Genomic DNA, 20,161 nt, shown 5'->3' on the forward strand with positions numbered 1-20,161 from the left:
CAAAAGCCTAATGGTCGCCGAAGCGGAACCGACCGCCACGTTCACTCCGTGGATGGTCGAAGCCCGTGGCGAAGGCGGCGGCGGGACCGGCGGCCACCGCCGCGTACACGCTCCGGCGCACCTCCAGGAACCGGCCGAGGGGATCGTCCGTGTCCCGGTCCCAGGGCGAGGAGGTGGCGTACGGGCCGGTGAGACGCAGTTGCTCCAGGGCCTTCGGCCGTTGCTCCAGGCGCAGGAGGACGTAGACCAGCAGGTTGCGCAGCTCGGCCGGCCGGGGGTGGGCCGCCGGAAGCCGGGCGGACAGGGACGCGGCGCGGTCGGCCGCCGCTTCGAGCCGGGCGCGCGGCACCTCGGGACCGCAGCCGTCGGTGAGGTAACCGAAGGCCGCCCACAGCGGCAGCGCCTGCGTGAGCGAGCCCTCCGGAGCGTCCTGCGCGGCCTGGTCGGCGAAGTCGAAGCACTCGTGGTGCGCACCGTGCCAGGAGGAGGCCAGGTAGCGCAGGGCCGCCACATGGCAGCCGTAGTGGTGCGGGGCGCGGCGGACCGCCGCCTTCCACAGTTCCTGGAAGTACCGGTGCCCGGCGTGTGCGCCGCGGGCGTGGTCCAGGGCGAGCCGCCACGGCACGGGGTCGCGGTGGTCGGCCCGGGCGGCTGCCGTGATCAGCGGGCTCACCTCGCGCAGCGCCTCGGCGCGGGCCGGTGAGTCCCAGGCGCGGTGCACCGCCCGCTGGGCGTCCACGAGCAGCACGTCGGGGTTGTGCGGCTCGAGGGCGCGCCAGGTGTCCAGCCACTCGGGGCGCGAGCGCGCGAAGGCCGCGAGCTTTCGCACCTTCCGGTCGCGGTGCTCCCAGGCCCCGCTGTGCCGTGTGGCGGCGAGCAGCTCGGCGGCGGGTGCGGGGTCGCCGGCGGCTGCCCCGACCAGTGCCGGACCCAGTCCCTCGTCGGGTGCGTCGAGGAGTACCTCCTCGTCGGCGGGCAGCACGGGGACGAGGGGCGAGGCGGTGCCCGTCTTTCCTCGCACCTGGGACGCACGGGTGAACGTATGCAGCAGAGCCATGGTGTCGACCATTGAAAGACCGCAGGTCACAGCAGCGCCAGACCCTTCACTGAAGTCGCGGAAAGTTGTACGCCGACTGGTCAAGGCCGGGTAAAAAGCCCCGGGTTTCTCGGGGCTGCCGGGGCCGCGGGGAGGGCTGCCGGAACCGGTCCGGGCAGGACCGGTCGGAAGCGGTCGGAAGCGGCCGGAGGTGTTCGGAGGCAGTCAGGGGCGGTCAGAGGCGGCGCAAGGTCCGGGTGGCCCCCGCCGCCACCGTCGTGGCGAGGATCCAGCCCAGCAGGATGAACGCCGCCGCGAGCCACTGCCAGCCGCCGCGCAGCTGCCAGAACCCCACCTGGCCCAGGTCGATCACCGGCAGCAGCAGGTCCAGGACGAACAGGGAGGGATTCCACGCCGGATGCTCGCCGTCCTTGATGGGCGGATGGTGCGTGTGCGCGAACGCCAGTGAGCCGCCCGCCCACAGCACCGCCATCCACACCGCGGCCCGCCCCGGCCGGTAGCCGTAGGCGACCGTCCAGTCCTGCGCGTAACCCCACAGCTTGGCCGCCACCGGCAGGCTCTCGCGGCGCCTGCGCTGCTTGGCGAGCAGCACCTCCCGGGCGTCCTCGTCCTCGCCGCCCGCCCGCAGCACGGCGGCCAGCCGCTCGTACGGCTCCGGGGTGTACTCGGCGCTCGCCGCGGCCACCCACTCCAGCCGCTCCGCCAGCGAGAACGGCCCGCGCGGCACGAGGGTCTCGTAGGCGAAGCCGCCCATGTGCAGCCGACCGGGCCCCGGCCAGCTGTCCGCCCGGTCCACCAGGTTGACCACCCGCGCTCCCGACAGCGTCACCCGCCCGCGGGCCGGCCGCTCCCCGAGGAACCGCAGCTCCGGCGTCTGCACCCGGCGCAGCGACAGCTCCTGGTCGTCAGTCAGGGTGAACCGGGCCCGCTCGAGGTCGACCGCGTCCCCGAACCGCCCGTCGTCCAGCCGCACCCCGCCCCGGCACTCGAACCGCTGTATCCGCGTCCCGCGGGCCGGTGTCATCCCGCTCCTCGCCTGGGAACCGACCCCGGCGGGCGTCAGGTACAGCGACCGCTCGACGGTCAGCTGGGGCGCGTTCAGCGCGAGCCGGGCGGACGGATTGTCCAGCAGGGCCCCGCGCAGACTCAGCGAGACACCTATCTGCGCGGTCCGCAGGCTCAGCTCGCCGTGCGACTCCAGCAACTCGGCCTGGAGGTCCTGGCCGACGGTCATGCCGTCCGCGGAGATCGAGCGGCCGCTGCGGTCGCGGTGCACGACCGCCTGGTTGAGCAGCAGATCCGTACCGATCTGGGCGTCGGTCAGCCGTATGCCGCCCGGGAACCGGCAGCGCGGCAGATGCAGATCGCCCTCCGTCTGCAGCCGGGCCGCCTCCAGCCGCGGCACCGAGCAGTCCACCAGCCGCATCGTCGTGAACCGGGCCTCCGGCAGCAGCACGTCCCGCTCGAAGCGGCAGTCGCGCATCTCGACGTACGGCGCCACCGTGCCGCCCGCCAGGTCCAGCACACCGCTGATCCGCACTCCGACCAGCTTCAGCGAGGAGACCCGGCCGGCCAGCGGGGGCGGCCCGTCCAGCAGGAGCCAGCACACGACGCGGGCCCGCACGGTCCGCTCGGGCCCCCACGGGTGCCCTCCGTGCGGATCGTCGACGACCGTGTCCCCGCTGCTCAGGTCGTACACGCCGCCGTTGCGGAAGGCCTGCCACATGCCCGCCTCCACGGCGGTCAGGTCGTCCGGCGGCTCCCCGGCGCGCGGCTCCGCGCCCTCGGTCACGTCTTTCCTCCCCGTCCCACTACTTCCTCGGAATACTTGCGAGTTCGTCTCTTCGTACAACGGTTCATGCCCACTGGGTGACCTGTCGAACACATAAAGTGAGGAAGCTCTTCCCGGTGTGCACGGTGCGTCACCGCGGGGAGTCCGTATCAGCCACTGAAACGCTCGCACGGCGTTCAGTACGGGTCTGAGAGAATTGACCACGTGATCTCTCGAATCGATCTGCGCGGCGACGCCCTCCCCGAGGGCCCCGCCCTGCGCGACCTGCTGCCCCGAGCCGACTTCGACGTCGCGGCCGCCCTGGAGAAGGTGCGGCCCATCTGCGAGGACGTGCATCATCGGGGCGACGCGGCGCTGATCGACTTCGCCGAGCGCTTCGACGGCGTGAAGCTGGACCAGGTGCGGGTCCCGGCCGCCGCCGTCGGGCGCGCGCTGGAGGAGCTCGACCCGGCCGTGCGCGCGGCCCTGGAGGAGTCCATCCGCCGCGCCCGCCTCGTCCACCGCGCGCAGCGCCGCACCACCCACACCACTCAGGTCGTGCCCGGCGGCACGGTCACCGAGAAGTGGGTGCCCGTCGACCGCGTGGGCCTGTACGCGCCCGGCGGCCGGTCCGTCTACCCGTCCTCCGTGATCATGAACGTCGTCCCGGCCCAGGAGGCCGGCGTCGAGTCGATCGCGCTGGCCTCGCCGGCCCAGAAGGAGTTCGGCGGCCTGCCGCACCCGACGATCCTCGCCGCGTGCGCGCTGCTCGGTGTCGACGAGGTGTACGCGGCCGGCGGCGCCACCGCCGTCGCGATGTTCGCCCACGGCACCGAGTCCTGCCCGCCCGCCCCCATGGTCACCGGCCCCGGCAACATCTGGGTCGCCGCCGCCAAGCGCTACTTCACCGGCAAGATCGGCATCGACGCCGAGGCCGGCCCGACCGAGATCGCGATCCTCGCCGACGCCACGGCCGACCCGGTGCACATCGCCTCCGACCTGATCAGCCAGGCCGAGCACGACCCGCTGGCCGCCGCCGTCCTGGTCACCGACTCCGCGGACCTCGCGGACGCGGTGGAGAGGGAACTGGAGCCGCAGGTCAAGGCCACCAAGCACATCGAGGACCGGATCGTCCCGGCCCTGTCCGGCCGGCAGTCCGCGATCGTGCTGGTCGACGGCCTCGACGAGGGCCTGCGCGTGGTCGACGCCTACGGCGCCGAGCACCTGGAGATCCAGACCGCCGACGCCGCCGCGCTCGCCGACCGGGTGCGCAACGCCGGCGCGATCTTCGTCGGCCCCTGGTCCCCGGTCTCGCTCGGCGACTACGCGGCCGGCTCCAACCACGTCCTGCCCACCGGCGGCTGCGCCTGCCACTCCTCGGGCCTGTCCGTCCAGTCCTTCCTGCGCGGCATCCACATCGTCGACTACACCAAGGACGCGCTGGCCGACGTCGCGCACCACGTGGTGACGCTGGCCGAGGCGGAGGACCTGCCCGCGCACGGCGCGGCGATCAAGGCGAGGTTCGTCGGAGACGAACAGATGGCGCGTGGCTGGAAGGTGCCCGAGAGCAAGTGAACGACACGAACGTCACCATCGACGACCTCCCCGTACGGGACGAGCTGCGCGGCAAGTCCCCCTACGGCGCGCCCCAGCTGGACGTCCCCGTACGGCTGAACACCAACGAGAACCCCTACCCGCTGCCCGAGCCGCTGGTCGAGCGGATCACCGAGCGGGTCCGCGAGGCCGCCCGGCACCTCAACCGCTACCCCGACCGGGACGCGGTCGAGCTGCGCACCAGGCTGGCCGAGTACCTGACGAAGACCGGCTCGCACCCCGTCGGCGTCCACAACGTCTGGGCGGCCAACGGCTCCAACGAGGTCATCCAGCAACTGCTGCAGACCTTCGGCGGGCCCGGCCGCAGGGCGATCGGCTTCGAGCCGTCGTACTCGATGCACGGACTCATCGCGCGCGGCACCGGCACCGAATGGATCTCCGGCCCCCGGGGCGACGACTTCACCGTCGACGTGCCCGCAGCCGCGAAGGTGATCGCCGAGCACCGCCCGGACGTCGTCTTCGTCACCACCCCCAACAACCCCACCGGCAACGCGGTCCCGGCCGAGACGGTCCTCGCGCTGTACGAGGCCGCCCAGGCGGCCAAGCCGTCGATCCTGGTCGTGGACGAGGCGTACGTCGAGTTCAGCCACGGCGACTCACTGCTGCCGCTGCTCGAGGGACGCCCGAACCTCGTCGTCTCCCGCACCATGTCGAAGGCGTTCGGCGCGGCCGGCCTGCGCCTCGGCTACCTCGCCGCGCATCCGGCGGTCGTGGACGCCGTGCAGCTCGTCCGGCTGCCCTACCACCTGTCGGCGATCACCCAGGCGACCGCGCTGGCCGCCCTGGAGCACGCCGACACGCTGCTGAAGTACGTTGAGCAGTTGAAGCGGGAGCGGGACCGGCTGGTCACCGAACTGCGTGACCTCGGCTACGACGTGACCGCGTCCGACGCGAACTTCGTCCAGTTCGGCACGTTCGCGGACGCCCACGTGGTCTGGCAGAAGATCCTCGACCGGGGCGTCCTGGTCCGGGACAACGGCGTACCGGGACGGCTGCGGGTCACCGCGGGCACCCCGGCCGAGAACGACGCGTTCCTCGACGCGGTCCGTGAATTGGTCAGTTACGTGGGGGCCACCCCCACACCCCCTAAGGAGCAGAGCACATGAGCCGCGTAGGACGCGTGCAGCGGACGACGAAGGAGACGTCGGTCCTCGTCGAGATCGACCTCGACGGCACCGGAAAGACGGAGATCTCCACCGGGGTCGGCTTCTACGACCACATGCTCGACCAGATCGGCCGGCACGGTCTGTTCGACCTGACCGTGAAGACCGAGGGAGACCTGCACATCGACTCCCACCACACCATCGAGGACACCTCCCTCGCCCTCGGTGCCGCCTTCAAGCAGGCGCTCGGCGACAAGGTGGGCATCTACCGCTTCGGCAACTGCACGGTCCCCCTGGACGAGTCCCTCGCCCAGGTCACCGTCGACCTGTCCGGCCGCCCCTACCTCGTGCACACCGAGCCCGAGAAGATGGCGCCGATGATCGGCGAGTACGACACCACGATGACCCGGCACATCCTGGAGTCCTTCGTCGCCCAGGCCCAGGTCGCCCTGCACGTGCACGTGCCGTACGGGCGCAACGCGCACCACATCGTGGAGTGCCAGTTCAAGGCACTGGCCCGGGCCCTGCGGTACGCGTCCGAACGCGACCCCCGCGCGGCGGGCATCCTGCCCTCCACGAAGGGCGCCCTGTAGGCATGAACGGCCTGTCCACCGCACTGATCGTCGTTGGTCTGTTCCTCGTCGGCGGTGTCGTCTCGTTCAGCAAGCAGAAGCTGCCCAAGGGGGTGATCGCGGTGCTCGGCATCGGCGCCGCGATGTGCCTGGCCGCGGGCATCCTCCGGCTGGAGGTGTGACCGTGAGCGCCACCAAGCGGGTCGTGGTCTTCGACTACGGCTTCGGCAACGTCCGCTCCGCCGAACGCGCCCTCGCGCGCGCGGGCGCCGACGTGGAGATCACCCGCGACTTCGACACGGCGATGAACGCCGACGGCCTGCTCGTCCCCGGCGTCGGCGCCTTCGCCGCCTGCATGAAGGGACTCAGGGAGGCCAGAGGCGACTGGATCATCGACCGCCGGCTGTCCGGCGGCCGCCCCGTGATGGGCATCTGCGTCGGCATGCAGATCCTGTTCGCCCGGGGCATCGAGCACGGCGTCGAGACCGAGGGCATGGACGAGTGGCCCGGCTCGGTCGAGCCGCTGCGGGCCGACATCGTGCCCCACATGGGCTGGAACACCGTGGACGTGCCGGCCGGCTCCGAGCTGTTCGCCGGTCTGGACGCGGACACCCGCTTCTACTTCGTGCACTCCTACGCCGTCCACGACTGGACCCTCCCGGCGGACAACCCGGTGATGCGGGCGCCGACGGTCACCTGGTCCACGCACGGCAAGCCGTTCGTCGCCGCGGTGGAGAACGGCGCCCTGTGGGCGACGCAGTTCCACCCCGAGAAGTCCGGCGACGCCGGCGCCCAGCTCCTCACCAACTGGATCGGAACCCTGTAGCGACATGGCCAAGCTCGAACTCCTCCCCGCCGTCGACGTCCGCGACGGCCAGGCCGTCCGCCTCGTGCACGGCGAGTCCGGCACCGAGACCTCCTACGGATCCCCCCTGGAGGCCGCGCTCGCCTGGCAGCGCTCGGGCGCCGAGTGGCTGCACCTGGTCGACCTGGACGCCGCGTTCGGCACTGGCGACAACCGCGAGCTGATCGCCGAGGTCGCCCGCGCCATGGACATCAAGGTGGAACTCTCCGGCGGCATCCGCGACGACGCCTCCCTGGCCGCCGCCCTGGCCACCGGCTGCACCCGCGTGAACCTCGGCACCGCCGCCCTGGAGACCCCCGAATGGGTCGCCAAGGTCATCGCCGAACACGGCGACCAGATCGCCGTCGGCCTCGACGTGCGCGGCACCACCCTCCGCGGACGCGGCTGGACCCGGGACGGCGGCGACCTCTACGAGACGCTGGAGCGCCTCAACCAGGAGGGCTGCGCGCGGTACGTCGTCACCGACATCGCCAAGGACGGCACCCTCCAGGGCCCGAACCTGGAGCTGCTGAAGAACGTCTGCGCCGCCACCGACCGCCCCGTGGTGGCCTCCGGCGGCGTGTCCTCGCTGGACGACCTGCGGGCCATCGCCGAACTCGTCCCGCTCGGCGTCGAGGGCGCCATCGTGGGCAAGGCCCTGTACGCGAAGGCGTTCACCCTGGAAGAGGCCCTGGAGGCCACCTCGTGAAGAAGGACGCGGTGCGATGACGGCCGAAGCCGTCCGGCGCGTGCGGGACGGGAGCCCCTGGGAGGACTCCTTCGGCTGCGCACGCGCCGTCGCGGCGGGCGACCGCGTCCTGGTGGGCGGCACCACCGCGTTCAAGGGCGACGTACTGTACGGGGAGGGCGACCCGTACGAACAGGCCAGGGTCGCCTTCGGCACCGCCCTGGAGGCGATCGCCGAGTTCGGGCTCGGCGCCGACGCCGTGATCCGCACGCGCGTGTACCTCGCGCACTCGCGGGACATCGACGCGGTGGGCCGCGCCCACAAAGAGCTGTTCGACCCGGTGCGCCCGGTGACCAGCCTCCTGGTGGTGGAGGGCTTCATGGACTCGCGCGTACTGGTGTCGGTCGAAGTGGAAGCGTTCCGAGGACACCAGAGACACTCGGCGGACATAGAGGAGCACGGTTCATGACCCTGGCGGTCCGAGTCATCCCCTGCCTGGACGTGGACGGCGGCCGGGTCGTCAAGGGCGTCAACTTCCAGAACCTGCGCGACGCGGGCGACCCCGTCGAGATGGCCAAGGTGTACGACACCGAGGGCGCCGACGAACTGACGTTCCTGGACATCACCGCCTCGTCGGGCAACCGGGAGACGACCTACGACGTGGTGCGCCGCACCGCCGAGCAGGTGTTCATCCCGCTGACCGTGGGCGGCGGCGTCCGCACCGTCGAGGACGTGGACAAGCTGCTGCGGGCGGGCGCCGACAAGGTCGGCGTCAACACCGCGGCGATCGCCCGTCCGGACCTCATCCGGGAGATCGCCGAGCGTTTCGGCCGTCAGGTCCTCGTCCTGTCGGTCGACGCCCGCCGCACCGGGTCCGGCGAGTCCGGTGAGTCCGGCGTCTCCTTCGAGGTCACCACGCACGGCGGCCGCCGCGGTACCGGCATCGACGCCGTGGAGTGGGCGCACCGGGCCGCGGAGCTGGGCGCGGGCGAGATCCTGCTCAACTCCATGGACGCGGACGGCACCAAGGACGGCTACGACCTGGAGATGATCGCCGCCGTCCGCAAGCACGTCACCGTCCCGGTGATCGCCTCGGGCGGCGCCGGCCGGCTCGCCGACTTCCCACCCGCGGTCGACGCGGGCGCCGACGCGGTGCTCGCCGCCTCGGTGTTCCACTTCGGCGACCTGCGCATCGGCCAGGTGAAGCAGACCCTGCGGGGGCGGCGCATGCGCGCCGACGCTCAGCCTTTGGGCTGGGAGAGCTGGACCAGGTTGCCCACCGTGTCGTCCAGGAGGGCGGTGACCACCGGGCCCTGTTCCTGCGGCTCCTGCACGAAGATGACGCCCTCGCCGCGCAGCCGCTCGTACTCCGCGCGGAGATCCGTCACGGAGAACACCATGGCGGGCAGGCCCGCCTCACGCACCGCCCTGCGGTACGGCTCCGCGATGGGCCCCTGGCCGGGCTCCAGCAGCAGCTCCAGGTCCCGCTGGGCGCCCTCGGGAGCCCCGACCGTGATGAACAGTGTGCCGTCACCCAGGTCCATCCGGGTACGGGTCTCGAAGCCGAGCACATCGGTGTAGAACGTGTGCGCCTTCGCGACATCGTCGACGTACACGCTGGTCATGGCGACCTTGATCATGGGACTTCTTCTTCCGATCTCTCAGGTGCCTCAGATCCGTCGGATCTCCGGGGGAACGAGGTCTCAGATCCCGAGCTGCCTGGACTCGTTCAGCTTCGTGATCGCGTCCGGGTCGCCCTCCAGCTCGACCTCGGCGACGCCGTGCCGCCCGTAGGCGAACAGCACCAGCTCCGACGGCTCGCCGGTCACCGTGACCACGGGCGTGCCGCGGTGGGCCACCGCGGTCTGCCCGTCCGGACGGCGCAGCACCAGGCCGGTGGGCACGCCGCGGCCCAGCAGCCGGGCGCTGCGCTCCAGCCGGGACCACAGGGCGTCCTGGAACACCGGGTCCAGCTCCCGCGGAGTCCAGTCGGGCTGGGCGCGGCGCAGGTCCTCCGTGTGGACGTAGAACTCGACGATGTTCGACAGCTCGTCGACCTGCTTGAGGTTGAAGGGCGAGAAACGCGGCGGGCCGGTACGGATCAGCTGGATCAGCTCCTCGTACGGCTTGGCGGTGAACTCCGCCATCACCCGCTCCAGACGCGGTGCGAGCTGCTTGACCAGGATGCCGCCGGCGGCATCGGGGCGGCGCTCGCGCACCACCACGTGTGCGGCGAGGTCACGGGCGCGCCAGCCCTCGCAGAGAGTGGGGGCCTCGGGGCCCGCCGTCTCCAGCAGATCGGCCAGGAGAAGTCGTTCACGCTTGGCATGGGTCGACATGTGGTCAGCCTACGGTGACCCGCCCGGTCCGCCCACCCGCCCCGCCCCTTTCCAGTCGGTGGACGGGACCCGGGCGCACCCGCCTCACGCGGCACAATGGTTCCCATGACCAGCACGCCCCGGCCCGGCCGCCTAGACCCGCAGATCGCCGCACGGCTCAAGCGCAGCCCCGACGGCCTCCTGCCCGCCATCGCCCAGCAGTACGACACCCGGGAGGTGCTGATGCTGGGCTGGATGGACGACGAGGCGCTGCACCGCACGCTGACCACCGGCCGCTGCACCTACTGGTCGCGCAGCCGCCAGGAGTACTGGGTCAAGGGGGACACCTCCGGACACGTCCAGCACGTGAAGTCCGTCGCCCTGGACTGCGACGCCGACACCCTCCTGGTCAGGGTCGACCAGGTCGGCGCCGCCTGCCACACCGGCGCCCGCACCTGCTTCGACGCCGACGTGCTGCTCACCGACACCCGCCCGGACGGCGCCGGTGCCGGCGTGCCCGTCCCCGGTCAGTAAGGTCGGCCGGCATGGACCTCGAGACGTTCCGCAAGCTCGCCGCCGACCGCCGGGTCGTCCCGGTCACCCGCAAGCTCCTCGCCGACGGCGACACCCCCGTCGGCCTCTACCGCAAGCTCGCCGCCGAGCGCCCCGGCACCTTCCTGCTCGAGTCCGCGGAGAACGGCAGGTCCTGGTCCCGGTACTCCTTCGTCGGCGTCCGCAGCGCCGCCACCCTCACCGAGCGCGCCGGACAGGCGCACTGGGAGGGCACCCCGCCCGTCGGAGTGCCGGCCGAGGGCGACCCGCTCGACGCGCTGCGCGCCACGCTCGAGACCCTGCACACCCCGCGCGACCTCGCCCACGACCTCGGCCTGCCGCCCTTCACCGGCGGCATGGTCGGCTACCTCGGCTACGACATCGTGCGCAGGCTGGAGAAGATCGGCCCCGGCGAGCGGGACGACCTGCGACTGCCCGAACTGACCATGCTGCTCACCAGCGACCTCGCCGTCATGGACCACTGGGAGGGCGCCGTCTGGCTGATCGCCAACGCGATCAACCACAACGACCTGGACACCGGCGTCGACGAGGCCCACGCCGACGCCGTGGCCCGCCTGGACGCCATGGAGGCCGACCTCACCCGCGCGGTGGCCCAGCCCCCGGCCGTCCTCCCGCCCTCCGAGCTCCCCGACCACACCGCGCTGTGGGGCGGCCCCGACTTCCGCGCGGCCGTCGAGGACATCAAGGAACGCATCCGCGCGGGCGAGGCCTTCCAGGTCGTGCCCTCCCAGCGGTTCGAGACCCCGTGCACGGCCAGTGCCCTGGACGTCTACCGGGTGCTGCGGGCCACCAACCCCTCGCCCTACATGTACCTGTTCCGTTTCCCCCACGGGGACGGCGAGGCCTTCGACGTGGTCGGCTCGTCCCCCGAAGCACTCGTGAAGGTCGACGACGGGCAGGCGATGGTCCACCCCATCGCCGGCACCCGGCCCCGCGGCGCCACCCCGCAGGAGGACCAGGCCCTCGCGGAGGAACTGCTCGCCGACCCCAAGGAGCGCGCCGAGCACCTCATGCTCGTCGACCTGGGCCGCAACGACCTCGGACGGGTCTGCGAGCCCGGCTCCGTCGAGGTCGTCGACTTCATGTCCGTCGAGCGGTACTCGCACGTCATGCACATCGTCTCGACGGTCACCGGCCGGGTCGCGGACGGCCGTTCCGCCTTCGACGTGCTCACCGCCTGCTTCCCGGCCGGCACCCTCTCCGGCGCGCCCAAGCCCCGGGCCATGCAGATCATCGACGAACTCGAGCCGTCCCGGCGCGGGCTGTACGGCGGCTGCGTCGGCTATCTGGACTTCGCGGGCGACTCCGACACCGCCATCGCGATCCGCACCGCGCTGCTGCGCGGGGGCACCGCGTACGTCCAGGCAGGCGCCGGAATCGTCGCCGACTCCGACCCGGTGGCCGAGGACGTCGAGTGCCGCAACAAGGCGGCCGCGGTGCTGCGCGCCGTGCACACGGCGAACCGGCTGGGCACGGTGTGAGACGGTGCGCGGCGGACCCGGGACGAGCCCCGGGTGACGGCCAGCGCACGGGTCACGCGATAGTGGAGTACGTGACTGCTGTACCTCCCCCTCGTTCTGAGGCCGCCGGTCCCGCCCGCGCCGGCCGCCTCAGTCTCGCCGTCGCCCTGCTGTGCGGGGCCCTGGGCGCGGCCGTGACCCTGCTCGCCACCCGGCAGCAGTGGTCCCAGGGCACCGCCACGGTGGCCGGCGGCGCCTTCCCCCTGACCGCCAACGGCAGTGACGTCACCGGCGTCCCCGCTTCCCTCGCCGTGGTGGGTCTGGCCGCGCTGGTCGCCGTCTTCGCCGTCCGGCGGACCGGCCGCCTCGCCGTCGCCGCGCTGCTCGCCCTGTCCGGCGCGGGCATCGTCACGGCCGCCCTGCTCGGCGCCTCCGACAGCTCCGCGCTCGACGACAAGGCCGCCGAGGTCTCCGGCGACACCTCCGCCACGGTGGCGGCCCTCAGCCACACGGCCTGGCCCTACGTCGCGGCCGTGGGCGGACTGCTGCTCCTGCTGGCCGGCGCGCTCGCCCTGCGCCACGGCAGGCTGTGGCCCGCGATGTCCGGCCGCTACGAGCGCGGCGACGCCGCCCGGCCACGCCGCGCGGCCGCCGTCGATCCCGACCGGCCCGAGGAACTGTGGAAGGCCCTCGACCGCGGGGAGGACCCGACCGGGACCTGAACCGGGCCGCACCGCGGCCCGGCCGCGTGCCGGAGGACGGGCGCGCCGCGCGGAGGAGCACCCCCGCTGACGGCACGCGCGCGGGTGCGGGACAATGAGTCCGAGCGTCCTGCTCAGACAAGTACACAGCAACGAGGAGCAAGCAATGGCGGGCAGCAGCCACGGTCACACCCCGGCCGCCTGGACCGGTGTCATCATCGCCTTCATCGGTTTCTGCGTCGCGAGCCTGTTCATGGTGGTGAGCTCGCCGGTCGGCTTCTGGGCGGGCATCGGCATCGCGCTGCTCGGCGGGGCCGTCGGCGGGATCATGAGCAAGATGGGTATGGGCAAGCCGCAGCACGTCCACCCCCTGAACCAGGCCGGCGGCGACCGCGAGCCGGTCCGCGCCGAGAGCTGAACGCCGGGAGCACTCCGGAACAGGGGCGGTCGGCACACGGGTGCCGTGACCGTCCCTGCCCCGTGTGCGCGGGGCACAATGCTCCCTGTGAACGCCGTCAGCCCCCACACGCCCGGCACGCCCGGCACCACCCCCCGCGTGCCCCGAGCGCCTCGCGGCAGGGCCGCACGCCTGGCCCTGCCCGCCGGGGCGCTCGCCGCCGTCGCCGGAGCCTTCGCCTACGTCGGAGCGGTGGACCCCAACGAACCCGGCCACTACCCCGCCTGCCCGCTGCTGCGCCTCACCGGCCTGTACTGCCCCGGCTGCGGCGGGCTGCGCAGCGCCCACGCCGTCGTCCACGGCGACCTCCTGGCGGCCCTCCAGGCCAACGCGCCCGCCGTCCTCGGCTACGCGGCCCTCGCCGTGCTCTGGACCGTATGGGTGGCCCGCGCGGCGCGCGGCAAGCCCCTGCGCATCGACCCCCCCTCCGCGCTCCTGTGGTCCCTGGGGGCGCTGGTGCTGGTCTTCACGGTGGTCCGGAACCTGCCGTTCGGCGGCTGGCTGCACCCTTGATCAACGGCTGGACGTCCAGCCAGTGGGACCGCCGCCCTGCGGATGCGAGGGGTATGCCCCACTACGGATACCATCGCAATGACCACCGGTTTCGTCCGGCGACCCGACCGTGAGGGCGGGGACACCCCGGGACGGAAACGAACGCACTGAAGACGGACCGTCTGGAAGGGGGCCTCTCGCGTGAGTGTGCTCGACGAGATCATCGACGGAGTCCGTGCCGACCTCGCGGAGCGTCAGGCGCGGGTGAGCCTCGACGAGCTCAAGGAGCGCGTGGCCAAGGCTCCCGCGGCCAAGGACGGCGTGGCCGCCCTGCGGGGCGAGGGCGTCAAGGTGATCTGCGAGGTCAAGCGCTCCAGCCCGTCCAAGGGCGCGCTCGCCGCGATCGCCGACCCGGCCGGACTCGCCGCCGACTACGAGGCGGGCGGCGCGGCCGTCATCTCCGTCCTCACCGAACAGCGCCGCTTCGGCGGCTCGCTGGCCGACCTGGAGGCGGTCCGCGCGCGTGTGGACATCCCCGTCCTGCGCAAGGACTTCATCGTCACCTCGTACCAGCTCTGGGAGGCGCGGGCGCACGGCGCCGACCTCGCGCTGCTCATCGTCGCCGCCCTCGACCAGCCGGCCCTGGAGTCGCTGATCGAGCGCGCCGAGTCCATCGGACTCACCCCGCTCGTCGAGGCGCACGACGAGGAGGAGGCCGAGCGCGCGATCGACGCGGGCGCCAAGGTCATCGGCATCAACGCGCGCAACCTCAAGACCCTCGAGGTCGACCGCGGCACCTTCGAGCGGATCGCCCCCGAGCTCCCGGACCACCTCGTCAAGGTCGCCGAGTCCGGCGTCCGAGGCCCGCACGACCTGATCGCCTACGCCAACGCCGGCGCCGACGCCGTCCTGGTCGGCGAGTCCCTGGTCACCGGCCGCGACCCGAAGACGGCGGTCGCCGACCTGGTGGCGGCGGGCGAGCACCCGGCGCTGCGGCACGGCCGCAGCTGACGCCCCGGTAGGCTTGCACCCGATGCCACTCCCGATCACCCTGACCGCCAGGGACCCGTACGCGCGCCTCGCCCGTGGCTGCCGCCCGCGCGGCTGCCGCGCGCCCGCGCGCCGGGTCCACGGGCGCCGGGTCCGGTACGTGATCGGGGACGAGCCGGGACAGGTCAACGGCATGCGATGGCAGCGCCCCTTCCAGGGGCGCGGGACCGTGTCCGAACACGTGCGGCTGCGGCGCGCGGACGCGACGAGCCGCCCACGGCCCGCAGGGGCCTGACACTCCCGCCCCCACGGCGATCAGTGACCGAGAACAACGCTCACCGTGAGGTTTCCGCATGTCCAGCCAGTTCTTCATCCCCGACCCGGAGGGTCGCACCCCCAGCGCCGAAGGCTACTTCGGAGCGTTCGGCGGCAAGTTCATCCCGGAGGCGCTCGTCGCCGCCGTGGACGAGGTCGCCGTCGAGTACGACAAGGCCAAGACCGACCCCGAGTTCGCCCGCGAACTCGACGACCTGCTGATGAACTACACCGGCCGCCCGAGCGCCCTCACCGAGGTGCCGCGCTTCGCCGAACACGCCGGTGGCGCCCGGGTCTTCCTCAAGCGAGAGGACCTCAACCACACCGGCTCCCACAAGATCAACAACGTGCTGGGCCAGGCGCTGCTCACCCGGCGCATGGGCAAGACCCGGGTCATCGCCGAGACCGGCGCCGGCCAGCACGGCGTCGCAACCGCCACCGCCTGCGCCCTGTTCGGCCTCGACTGCACCGTCTACATGGGCGAGATCGACACCCGGCGCCAGGCCCTCAACGTGGCCCGGATGCGCATGCTCGGCGCCGAGGTCATCGCCGTGAAGTCCGGCAGCCGCACCCTCAAGGACGCCATCAACGAGGCGTTCCGCGACTGGGTCGCCAACGTCGACACCACGCACTACCTCTTCGGCACCGTCGCCGGACCCCACCCCTTCCCCGGCCTGGTGCGCGACTTCCACCGCGTCATCGGCGTCGAGACCCGCCGTCAGCTCCTGGAGCGCGCCGGACGGCTGCCCGACGCCGCCGTCGCCTGCGTCGGCGGCGGCTCCAACGCCATCGGACTCTTCCACGCCTTCATCCCGGACGCCTCGGTACGGCTGATCGGCTGCGAACCGGCGGGCCGCGGCATCGAGAGCGGCGAGCACGCGGCCACCCTCACCGCGGGCGAGCCCGGCATCCTGCACGGCTCGCGCTCCTACGTCCTCCAGGACGACGAGGGCCAGATCACCGAGCCGTACTCCATCTCGGCCGGGCTCGACTACCCGGGCATCGGACCCGAGCACGCCTACCTCAAGGACTCCGGCCGCGGCGAGTACCGCGCGGTCACCGACGACGCCGCCATGCAGGCGCTGCGGCTGCTGTCACGCACCGAGGGCATCATCCCGGCGATCGAGAGCGCCCACGCGCTGGCCGGTGCCCTGGAGGTCGGCAGGGAGCTCGGCCGGGACGGGCTGATCGTGGTCAACCTGTCCGGCCGGGGCGACAAGGACATGGACACCGCCGCCCGCTACTTCGGGCTGTACGACACGGACCCCGCCGCCACCACCGCCACCACGGACGGGACCGTCGCCGCCGACGCGGACGCCGTCGCCGCCGAGATCGAGAGGGACGCCAAGTGAGCGGGAACGTACAGCTGCTGAGCGACACCCTCGCCACGGCCAGGTCCGAGGGCCGGGCCGCCCTCATCGCCTACCTCCCGGCCGGGTTCCCGACCGTCGACGGCGGCATCGACGCCGTCAAGGCCGTCATCGACGGCGGCGCCGACGTCGTGGAGGTGGGCCTGCCGCACAGCGACCCCGTCCTCGACGGGCCCGTCATCCAGACCGCCGACGACATCGCCCTGCGCGGCGGCGTCCGGATCGCCGACGCGCTGCGCACGGTCCGGGAGGCGCACCGGGCCACCGGGAAGCCGATCCTCGTCATGACGTACTGGAACCCCGTCGACCGCTACGGCGTCGAGCGGTTCGCCGCCGAACTCGCCGAGGCGGGCGGTGCCGGGTGCATCCTGCCCGACCTGCCCGTCCAGGAGTCGGCGCTGTGGCGGGAACACGCCGACAAGCACGGGCTCGCCACCGTCTTCGTCGTCGCGCCCAGCAGCAAGGACGAGCGGCTCGCCGAGATCACCGCGGCGGGCAGCGGCTTCGTCTACGCGGCGTCCCTCATGGGGGTCACCGGCACCCGCGAGTCGGTCGGCACGCAGGCCGAGGACCTCGTGGCACGCGCCCGGGCGAGCCGCGCCGACCTGCCGGTGTGCGTCGGGATCGGCGTCTCCGACGCGGCCCAGGCCGCCGAGGTCGCCCGCTTCGCCGACGGTGTGATCGTCGGCTCCGCCTTCGTCAAGCGGATGCTGGACGCCCCCGACCCGGCCGCCGGGGTCCAGGCGGTGCGGGAGCTGGCCGGTGAACTCGCCAAGGGCGTCCGCGGACAGGTGTGACCACGCCCCTCCCGGGCCGGACACCATGGGCGGCCGGCCGCCCGAGGGCCGTCAGCAGATAGTCATACGGGTCCCTCGTACGGGTGGACCTGGGACCGGGGAGGCGCGGTGCGCCTCCCCGGTTCGTTCTGCGGGGTGTGAGCGAGAAGAATCGTGAGGGAAAGCGCACCGCCCGGGAGCGGCTGGCGGTCGAGCGCGAGAAGCAGAAGACGGTGGACAGGCGCCGCCGCACCCTGATCGTGGGTGCGAGCGTGGTCTGTGTCCTGGCGCTCGCGGCAGTGATCGGAGTCGTCGCGGCCAACGCCGGAAAGGACGACGGGAGTGAAGAGGCCGGCCCGGTGGTGGCGCCCTCGGGGGCCCTCGGCAAGGACAGCCTCGCCATCCCGGTCGGCAAGGAGAACGCCAAGTCCACGCTCACCGTGTGGGAGGACTTCCGCTGCCCCGCCTGCAAGTCCTTCGAGCTGGCGTACCGCCCGACCCTGCACGAGCTGACCGAGTCCGGCCAGCTGAAGATCGAGTACCACCTGGTCACGCTCATCGACGGCAACATGGGCGGCACCGGCTCCCGCAACTCCGCCAACGCGGCCGCCTGCGCCCAGGACGTCGGCAAGTTCACCGAGTACCACGACGTGCTGTTCGACAACCAGCCCCAGGAGACGGACGACGCCTTCGCCGACAAGGGCAAGCTCCTCGAGCTGGCGGGCAAGGTGGACGGTCTCGACACGCCCGCCTTCCGCAGCTGCGTGGAGGACGGTACGCACAACAGCTGGGTCGGAAAGTCCCAGGAGGCCTTCCAGAAGGGCCGTTTCCCGGGCACCCCGACCGTCCTGCTCGGTGACAAGAACATCTACCAGGACCGGACGATGACGCCGGCGAAGCTGAAGGAGATGGTCCAGAAGGCCGATCAGGGGGAGAAGGCCGACCAGGGCCAGAAGACCGATCAGGGGCGGTAGGTGCGCCCTCCCGTTATGGAGCCGTAGCCGGGCCGCCCGACGTGGGACCGGTCCGGCACGGTAGCGTCGACCCTGCCATGGAACTTGCCTATATTCCCAGCCCGTCGAGCGGGGTGCTGTACCTGGGCCCCGTCCCGCTGCGCGGCTATGCCTTCAGTATCCTCGTCGGCCTCTTCGTCGCCCTCTGGATCGTCGACCGCCGGTGGGTGGCCCGCGGTGGTCAGAAGGGCACCGCCTGGGACATCGCGTTCTGGGCCATCCCGTTCGGTCTGGTCGGTGGTCGTCTCTACCACGTCATCACCGATTACCAGCTCTACTTCGGCGAGGGCCGCGACTGGGTCGACGCCTTCAAGATCTGGGAGGGCGGCCTGGGCATCTGGGGAGCCGTCGCCCTGGGCGCCCTGGGCGCCTGGATCGGCTGCCGTCGCCGGGGCATCGCCCTGCCGCCGTACGCCGACGCCGTGGCCCCCGGGCTGGCGCTGGCGCAGGCGATCGGACGCTGGGGCAACTGGTTCAACCAGGAGCTCTACGGGCGGGAGACGGATCTTCCCTGGGCCCTGCACATCACGTCCACGGAGGGCGGCCGGGTACCGGGGTACTACCACCCGACGTTCCTGTACGAGTCGCTGTGGTGCGTCGGTGTCGCCCTGCTGGTCATCTGGGCGGACCGCCGCTTCAAGCTCGGGCACGGGCGGGCGTTCGCGCTGTACGTCGCGGCGTACTGCGCGGGCCGGTTCTGGATCGAGTACATGCGCGTCGACGAGGCCCACGACATCCTGGGCCTGCGGTTGAACAACTGGACCGCGATGATCGTCTTCGTGCTCGCGGTGGTCTACATCGTGGTGTCGGCGAAGAAGCGGCCGGGACGCGAGGACGTGGTGGAACCGGGCGCGGCTGCCGCCTTTGACGGTGCGGCCGACGCCTCCGGCGGGACCGGGACCGGGGAGAAGGGCAAGGCGGACTCCCCGGAGGCGAAGGGCGACGCCGAGCCGACGGAGGACACCGAGGCGGGCGGGGACGCCAAGGCCGAGGAAGCCGCCAAGAACGCCAAGAACGCCAAGAGCGCCAAGGGCAAGGAAGACGCCGAGGCCGGGGACGATGCCGAGGCGGATTCCGGGGGCGCCCGCTCCAAGGACGGGGCCGGGTCGGCGAAGAAGAGCTGACGGCCTGCCGGCCTTCTGTGACAACGACGCCGTGGGGCGCCCGGGACCTCCGGGCGCCCCACGGCGTGTGTGGCCCTCAGGTCCGGCGGGCCAGGGACAGGACGCACCGGGCGGCCGTCACCACCGCCGCGTCGATGAAGCAGCCGTCGGGAAGGGCCTGGGCGCCCCGTTCGCCGACCGCCGCCTTGACGATCCGCTCCGCCTGCTCGACCTCCTGCTCCGTCGGCAGATAGGCGCGCTCGATGACCGGCAGCTGCCGGGGGTGGATGGCGGCGCGGCCCAGGAAGCCCAGGTCGCGGCCGCGGACGCAGGAGGCGAGCAGGCCGTCCAGGTCGCGGGTGTCCGGGTGGACGGACTGGGTCGGCGGGGCCAGACCCGCCGCCCGCGCGGCGACCACCACCCGGGAGCGGGACCAGTCGAGGCCCGCGTCGTCCCGTACGCCCAGGTCGGCCCGTAGGTCCGCCTCGCCGATCGAGATGCCGCGCAGGGACGGGTGGGCGGTGGCCACGGCGTGCGCCCGTTCGATGCCGAGGGCCGTCTCCAGCAGCGCGTACAGGGGGAGCGTCCCGCCGCGGGCGGACACGGCCCGCCGCGCGGCCCCTGTGACGTCGGCGGGGGAGGACACCTTGGGCAACCGGAGGCCGGCCAGTCCCGGGGCCGGGGCGACGGCGGCGAGGTCGGCCTCGCCCCAGGGACCGGTCAGGGCGTTGAGGCGGACGTGGACCGGGAGCGGCTGCGGGTCGCGCAGTAACTCGGCGGTGGCGGCACGGGCGTACGCCTTGCGGTCGGGGGCGACCGCGTCCTCCAGGTCGATCACCACCACGTCGGCCCCGCAGCCGAGGGCCTTCGCCACCACCCGCGGCCGGTCACCGGGGGCGTAGAGCCAGGTCAGCGGGGCTTTCGCCGGTGTCTCCGGCACGGCC

23 protein-coding genes and 1 pseudogene are annotated in these 20,161 nt (G+C 72.6%); 19 read left to right on the plus strand and 5 right to left on the minus strand.

Features of this window, described 5'->3' with window-relative positions; all coding sequences use genetic code 11:
• Positions 1–7: 7 nt before the first annotated feature.
• Both ACTWJ9_RS25310 and ACTWJ9_RS25315 read right to left on the minus strand, forming a co-directional pair.
• Positions 8–1,069, minus strand: a complete 1,062-nt coding sequence (locus ACTWJ9_RS25310) for a hypothetical protein (protein ID WP_279336565.1) — start codon at positions 1,067–1,069, stop codon at positions 8–10.
• Between the two features lie 202 nt (positions 1,070–1,271).
• Complete coding sequence (locus tag ACTWJ9_RS25315) at positions 1,272–2,849, minus strand: oxidoreductase (protein ID WP_279336566.1); 1,578 nt, start codon at positions 2,847–2,849, stop codon at positions 1,272–1,274.
• 204 nt (positions 2,850–3,053) lie between these two features.
• Between ACTWJ9_RS25315 and hisD the strand changes: the two genes are divergently transcribed.
• From hisD to hisF, 8 genes and pseudogenes are all read left to right on the plus strand, one after another.
• Positions 3,054–4,403, plus strand: a complete 1,350-nt coding sequence (hisD, locus tag ACTWJ9_RS25320) for a histidinol dehydrogenase (protein ID WP_279336567.1) — start codon at positions 3,054–3,056, stop codon at positions 4,401–4,403.
• Positions 4,400–5,548 (plus strand): histidinol-phosphate transaminase, encoded by a 1,149-nt coding sequence (locus ACTWJ9_RS25325; protein ID WP_279336568.1) that lies wholly within the window; start codon positions 4,400–4,402, stop codon positions 5,546–5,548. Before hisD ends, ACTWJ9_RS25325 begins: the two co-directional genes overlap by 4 nt.
• Complete coding sequence (gene hisB, locus ACTWJ9_RS25330; protein WP_279336569.1) at positions 5,545–6,138, plus strand: imidazoleglycerol-phosphate dehydratase HisB; 594 nt, start codon at positions 5,545–5,547, stop codon at positions 6,136–6,138. The genes ACTWJ9_RS25325 and hisB overlap by 4 nt, the downstream gene beginning before the upstream one ends.
• A 2-nt stretch (positions 6,139–6,140) precedes the next feature.
• Positions 6,141–6,299 (plus strand): hypothetical protein, encoded by a 159-nt coding sequence (locus ACTWJ9_RS25335; protein WP_279336570.1) that lies wholly within the window; start codon positions 6,141–6,143, stop codon positions 6,297–6,299.
• A gap of 2 nt (positions 6,300–6,301) precedes the next feature.
• A complete protein-coding gene (gene hisH / locus ACTWJ9_RS25340; RefSeq protein ID WP_279336571.1) occupies positions 6,302–6,943 on the plus strand; it encodes an imidazole glycerol phosphate synthase subunit HisH in 642 nt (213 codons plus the stop codon).
• 4 nt (positions 6,944–6,947) lie between these two features.
• The gene (gene priA / locus ACTWJ9_RS25345) at positions 6,948–7,670 is read left to right on the plus strand and encodes a bifunctional 1-(5-phosphoribosyl)-5-((5-phosphoribosylamino)methylideneamino)imidazole-4-carboxamide isomerase/phosphoribosylanthranilate isomerase PriA (RefSeq protein ID WP_279336572.1); all 723 of its coding nucleotides are present in this window, start codon (positions 6,948–6,950) and stop codon (positions 7,668–7,670) included.
• A 16-nt stretch (positions 7,671–7,686) separates the two neighbouring features.
• Positions 7,687–8,118: a Rid family hydrolase gene (locus ACTWJ9_RS25350; protein WP_279336573.1), complete on the plus strand. Its 432-nt coding sequence runs from the start codon at positions 7,687–7,689 to the stop codon at positions 8,116–8,118.
• Positions 8,115–8,870 (plus strand): annotated as a pseudogene (gene hisF / locus ACTWJ9_RS25355) (imidazole glycerol phosphate synthase subunit HisF); the annotation flags it as partial. The gene ACTWJ9_RS25350 and the pseudogene hisF, both read left to right, overlap by 4 nt.
• Before the next feature lie 20 nt (positions 8,871–8,890).
• On the opposite strand, the gene ACTWJ9_RS25360 reads toward hisF, so the two are convergent.
• Entirely contained in the window at positions 8,891–9,289 is a 399-nt protein-coding gene (locus tag ACTWJ9_RS25360) for a VOC family protein (RefSeq protein WP_279336575.1), read from the minus strand.
• Positions 9,290–9,352: 63 nt separating this feature from the next.
• Positions 9,353–9,988, minus strand: a complete 636-nt coding sequence (locus ACTWJ9_RS25365) for a TIGR03085 family metal-binding protein (protein ID WP_279336576.1) — start codon at positions 9,986–9,988, stop codon at positions 9,353–9,355.
• Positions 9,989–10,093: 105 nt separating this feature from the next.
• On the opposite strand from ACTWJ9_RS25365, the gene hisI reads away from it, so the two are divergent.
• From hisI to lgt, 11 genes are all read left to right on the plus strand, one after another.
• Positions 10,094–10,501: a phosphoribosyl-AMP cyclohydrolase gene (gene hisI / locus ACTWJ9_RS25370; protein ID WP_279336577.1), complete on the plus strand. Its 408-nt coding sequence runs from the start codon at positions 10,094–10,096 to the stop codon at positions 10,499–10,501.
• A gap of 11 nt (positions 10,502–10,512) precedes the next feature.
• Complete coding sequence (locus tag ACTWJ9_RS25375) at positions 10,513–12,021, plus strand: anthranilate synthase component I (RefSeq protein WP_384211351.1); 1,509 nt, start codon at positions 10,513–10,515, stop codon at positions 12,019–12,021.
• Positions 12,022–12,083: 62 nt separating this feature from the next.
• Positions 12,084–12,722, plus strand: coding sequence for a TIGR02234 family membrane protein (locus ACTWJ9_RS25380; protein ID WP_279336579.1), 639 nt, complete (start codon positions 12,084–12,086; stop codon positions 12,720–12,722).
• Between the two features lie 145 nt (positions 12,723–12,867).
• On the plus strand, positions 12,868–13,119 hold the full coding sequence (locus tag ACTWJ9_RS25385) for an HGxxPAAW family protein (RefSeq protein WP_279336580.1): 252 nt from the start codon (positions 12,868–12,870) through the stop codon (positions 13,117–13,119).
• Positions 13,120–13,197: 78 nt separating this feature from the next.
• Entirely contained in the window at positions 13,198–13,671 is a 474-nt protein-coding gene (locus ACTWJ9_RS25390) for a DUF2752 domain-containing protein (RefSeq protein WP_387041499.1), read from the plus strand.
• 180 nt (positions 13,672–13,851) lie between these two features.
• Positions 13,852–14,661: an indole-3-glycerol phosphate synthase TrpC gene (trpC, locus tag ACTWJ9_RS25395; protein WP_279336581.1), complete on the plus strand. Its 810-nt coding sequence runs from the start codon at positions 13,852–13,854 to the stop codon at positions 14,659–14,661.
• Between the two features lie 22 nt (positions 14,662–14,683).
• Positions 14,684–14,935 carry a tryptophan biosynthesis modulator TrpM gene (gene trpM, locus ACTWJ9_RS25400; protein WP_279336582.1) on the plus strand — a complete coding sequence of 84 codons (252 nt, stop codon included), beginning with the start codon at positions 14,684–14,686 and terminating at the stop codon, positions 14,933–14,935.
• A gap of 58 nt (positions 14,936–14,993) precedes the next feature.
• Entirely contained in the window at positions 14,994–16,307 is a 1,314-nt protein-coding gene (gene trpB / locus ACTWJ9_RS25405; RefSeq protein ID WP_443294813.1) for a tryptophan synthase subunit beta, read from the plus strand.
• Entirely contained in the window at positions 16,304–17,122 is an 819-nt protein-coding gene (gene trpA, locus ACTWJ9_RS25410; RefSeq protein ID WP_279336584.1) for a tryptophan synthase subunit alpha, read from the plus strand. The genes trpB and trpA overlap by 4 nt, the downstream gene beginning before the upstream one ends.
• A 137-nt stretch (positions 17,123–17,259) precedes the next feature.
• Positions 17,260–18,075 (plus strand): DsbA family protein, encoded by an 816-nt coding sequence (locus ACTWJ9_RS25415; RefSeq protein ID WP_279336585.1) that lies wholly within the window; start codon positions 17,260–17,262, stop codon positions 18,073–18,075.
• A gap of 77 nt (positions 18,076–18,152) precedes the next feature.
• Positions 18,153–19,238, plus strand: a complete 1,086-nt coding sequence (gene lgt, locus ACTWJ9_RS25420; protein WP_279336586.1) for a prolipoprotein diacylglyceryl transferase — start codon at positions 18,153–18,155, stop codon at positions 19,236–19,238.
• 76 nt (positions 19,239–19,314) lie between these two features.
• On the opposite strand, the gene ACTWJ9_RS25425 is transcribed toward lgt, so the two are convergent.
• Positions 19,315–20,157 carry an HpcH/HpaI aldolase/citrate lyase family protein gene (locus ACTWJ9_RS25425; protein ID WP_279336587.1) on the minus strand — a complete coding sequence of 281 codons (843 nt, stop codon included), beginning with the start codon at positions 20,155–20,157 and terminating at the stop codon, positions 19,315–19,317.
• Positions 20,158–20,161: the final 4 nt, after the last annotated feature.

This window comes from Streptomyces sp. GDS52, assembly GCF_052246875.1.
Classification (GTDB): domain Bacteria; phylum Actinomycetota; class Actinomycetes; order Streptomycetales; family Streptomycetaceae; genus Streptomyces; species Streptomyces cathayae.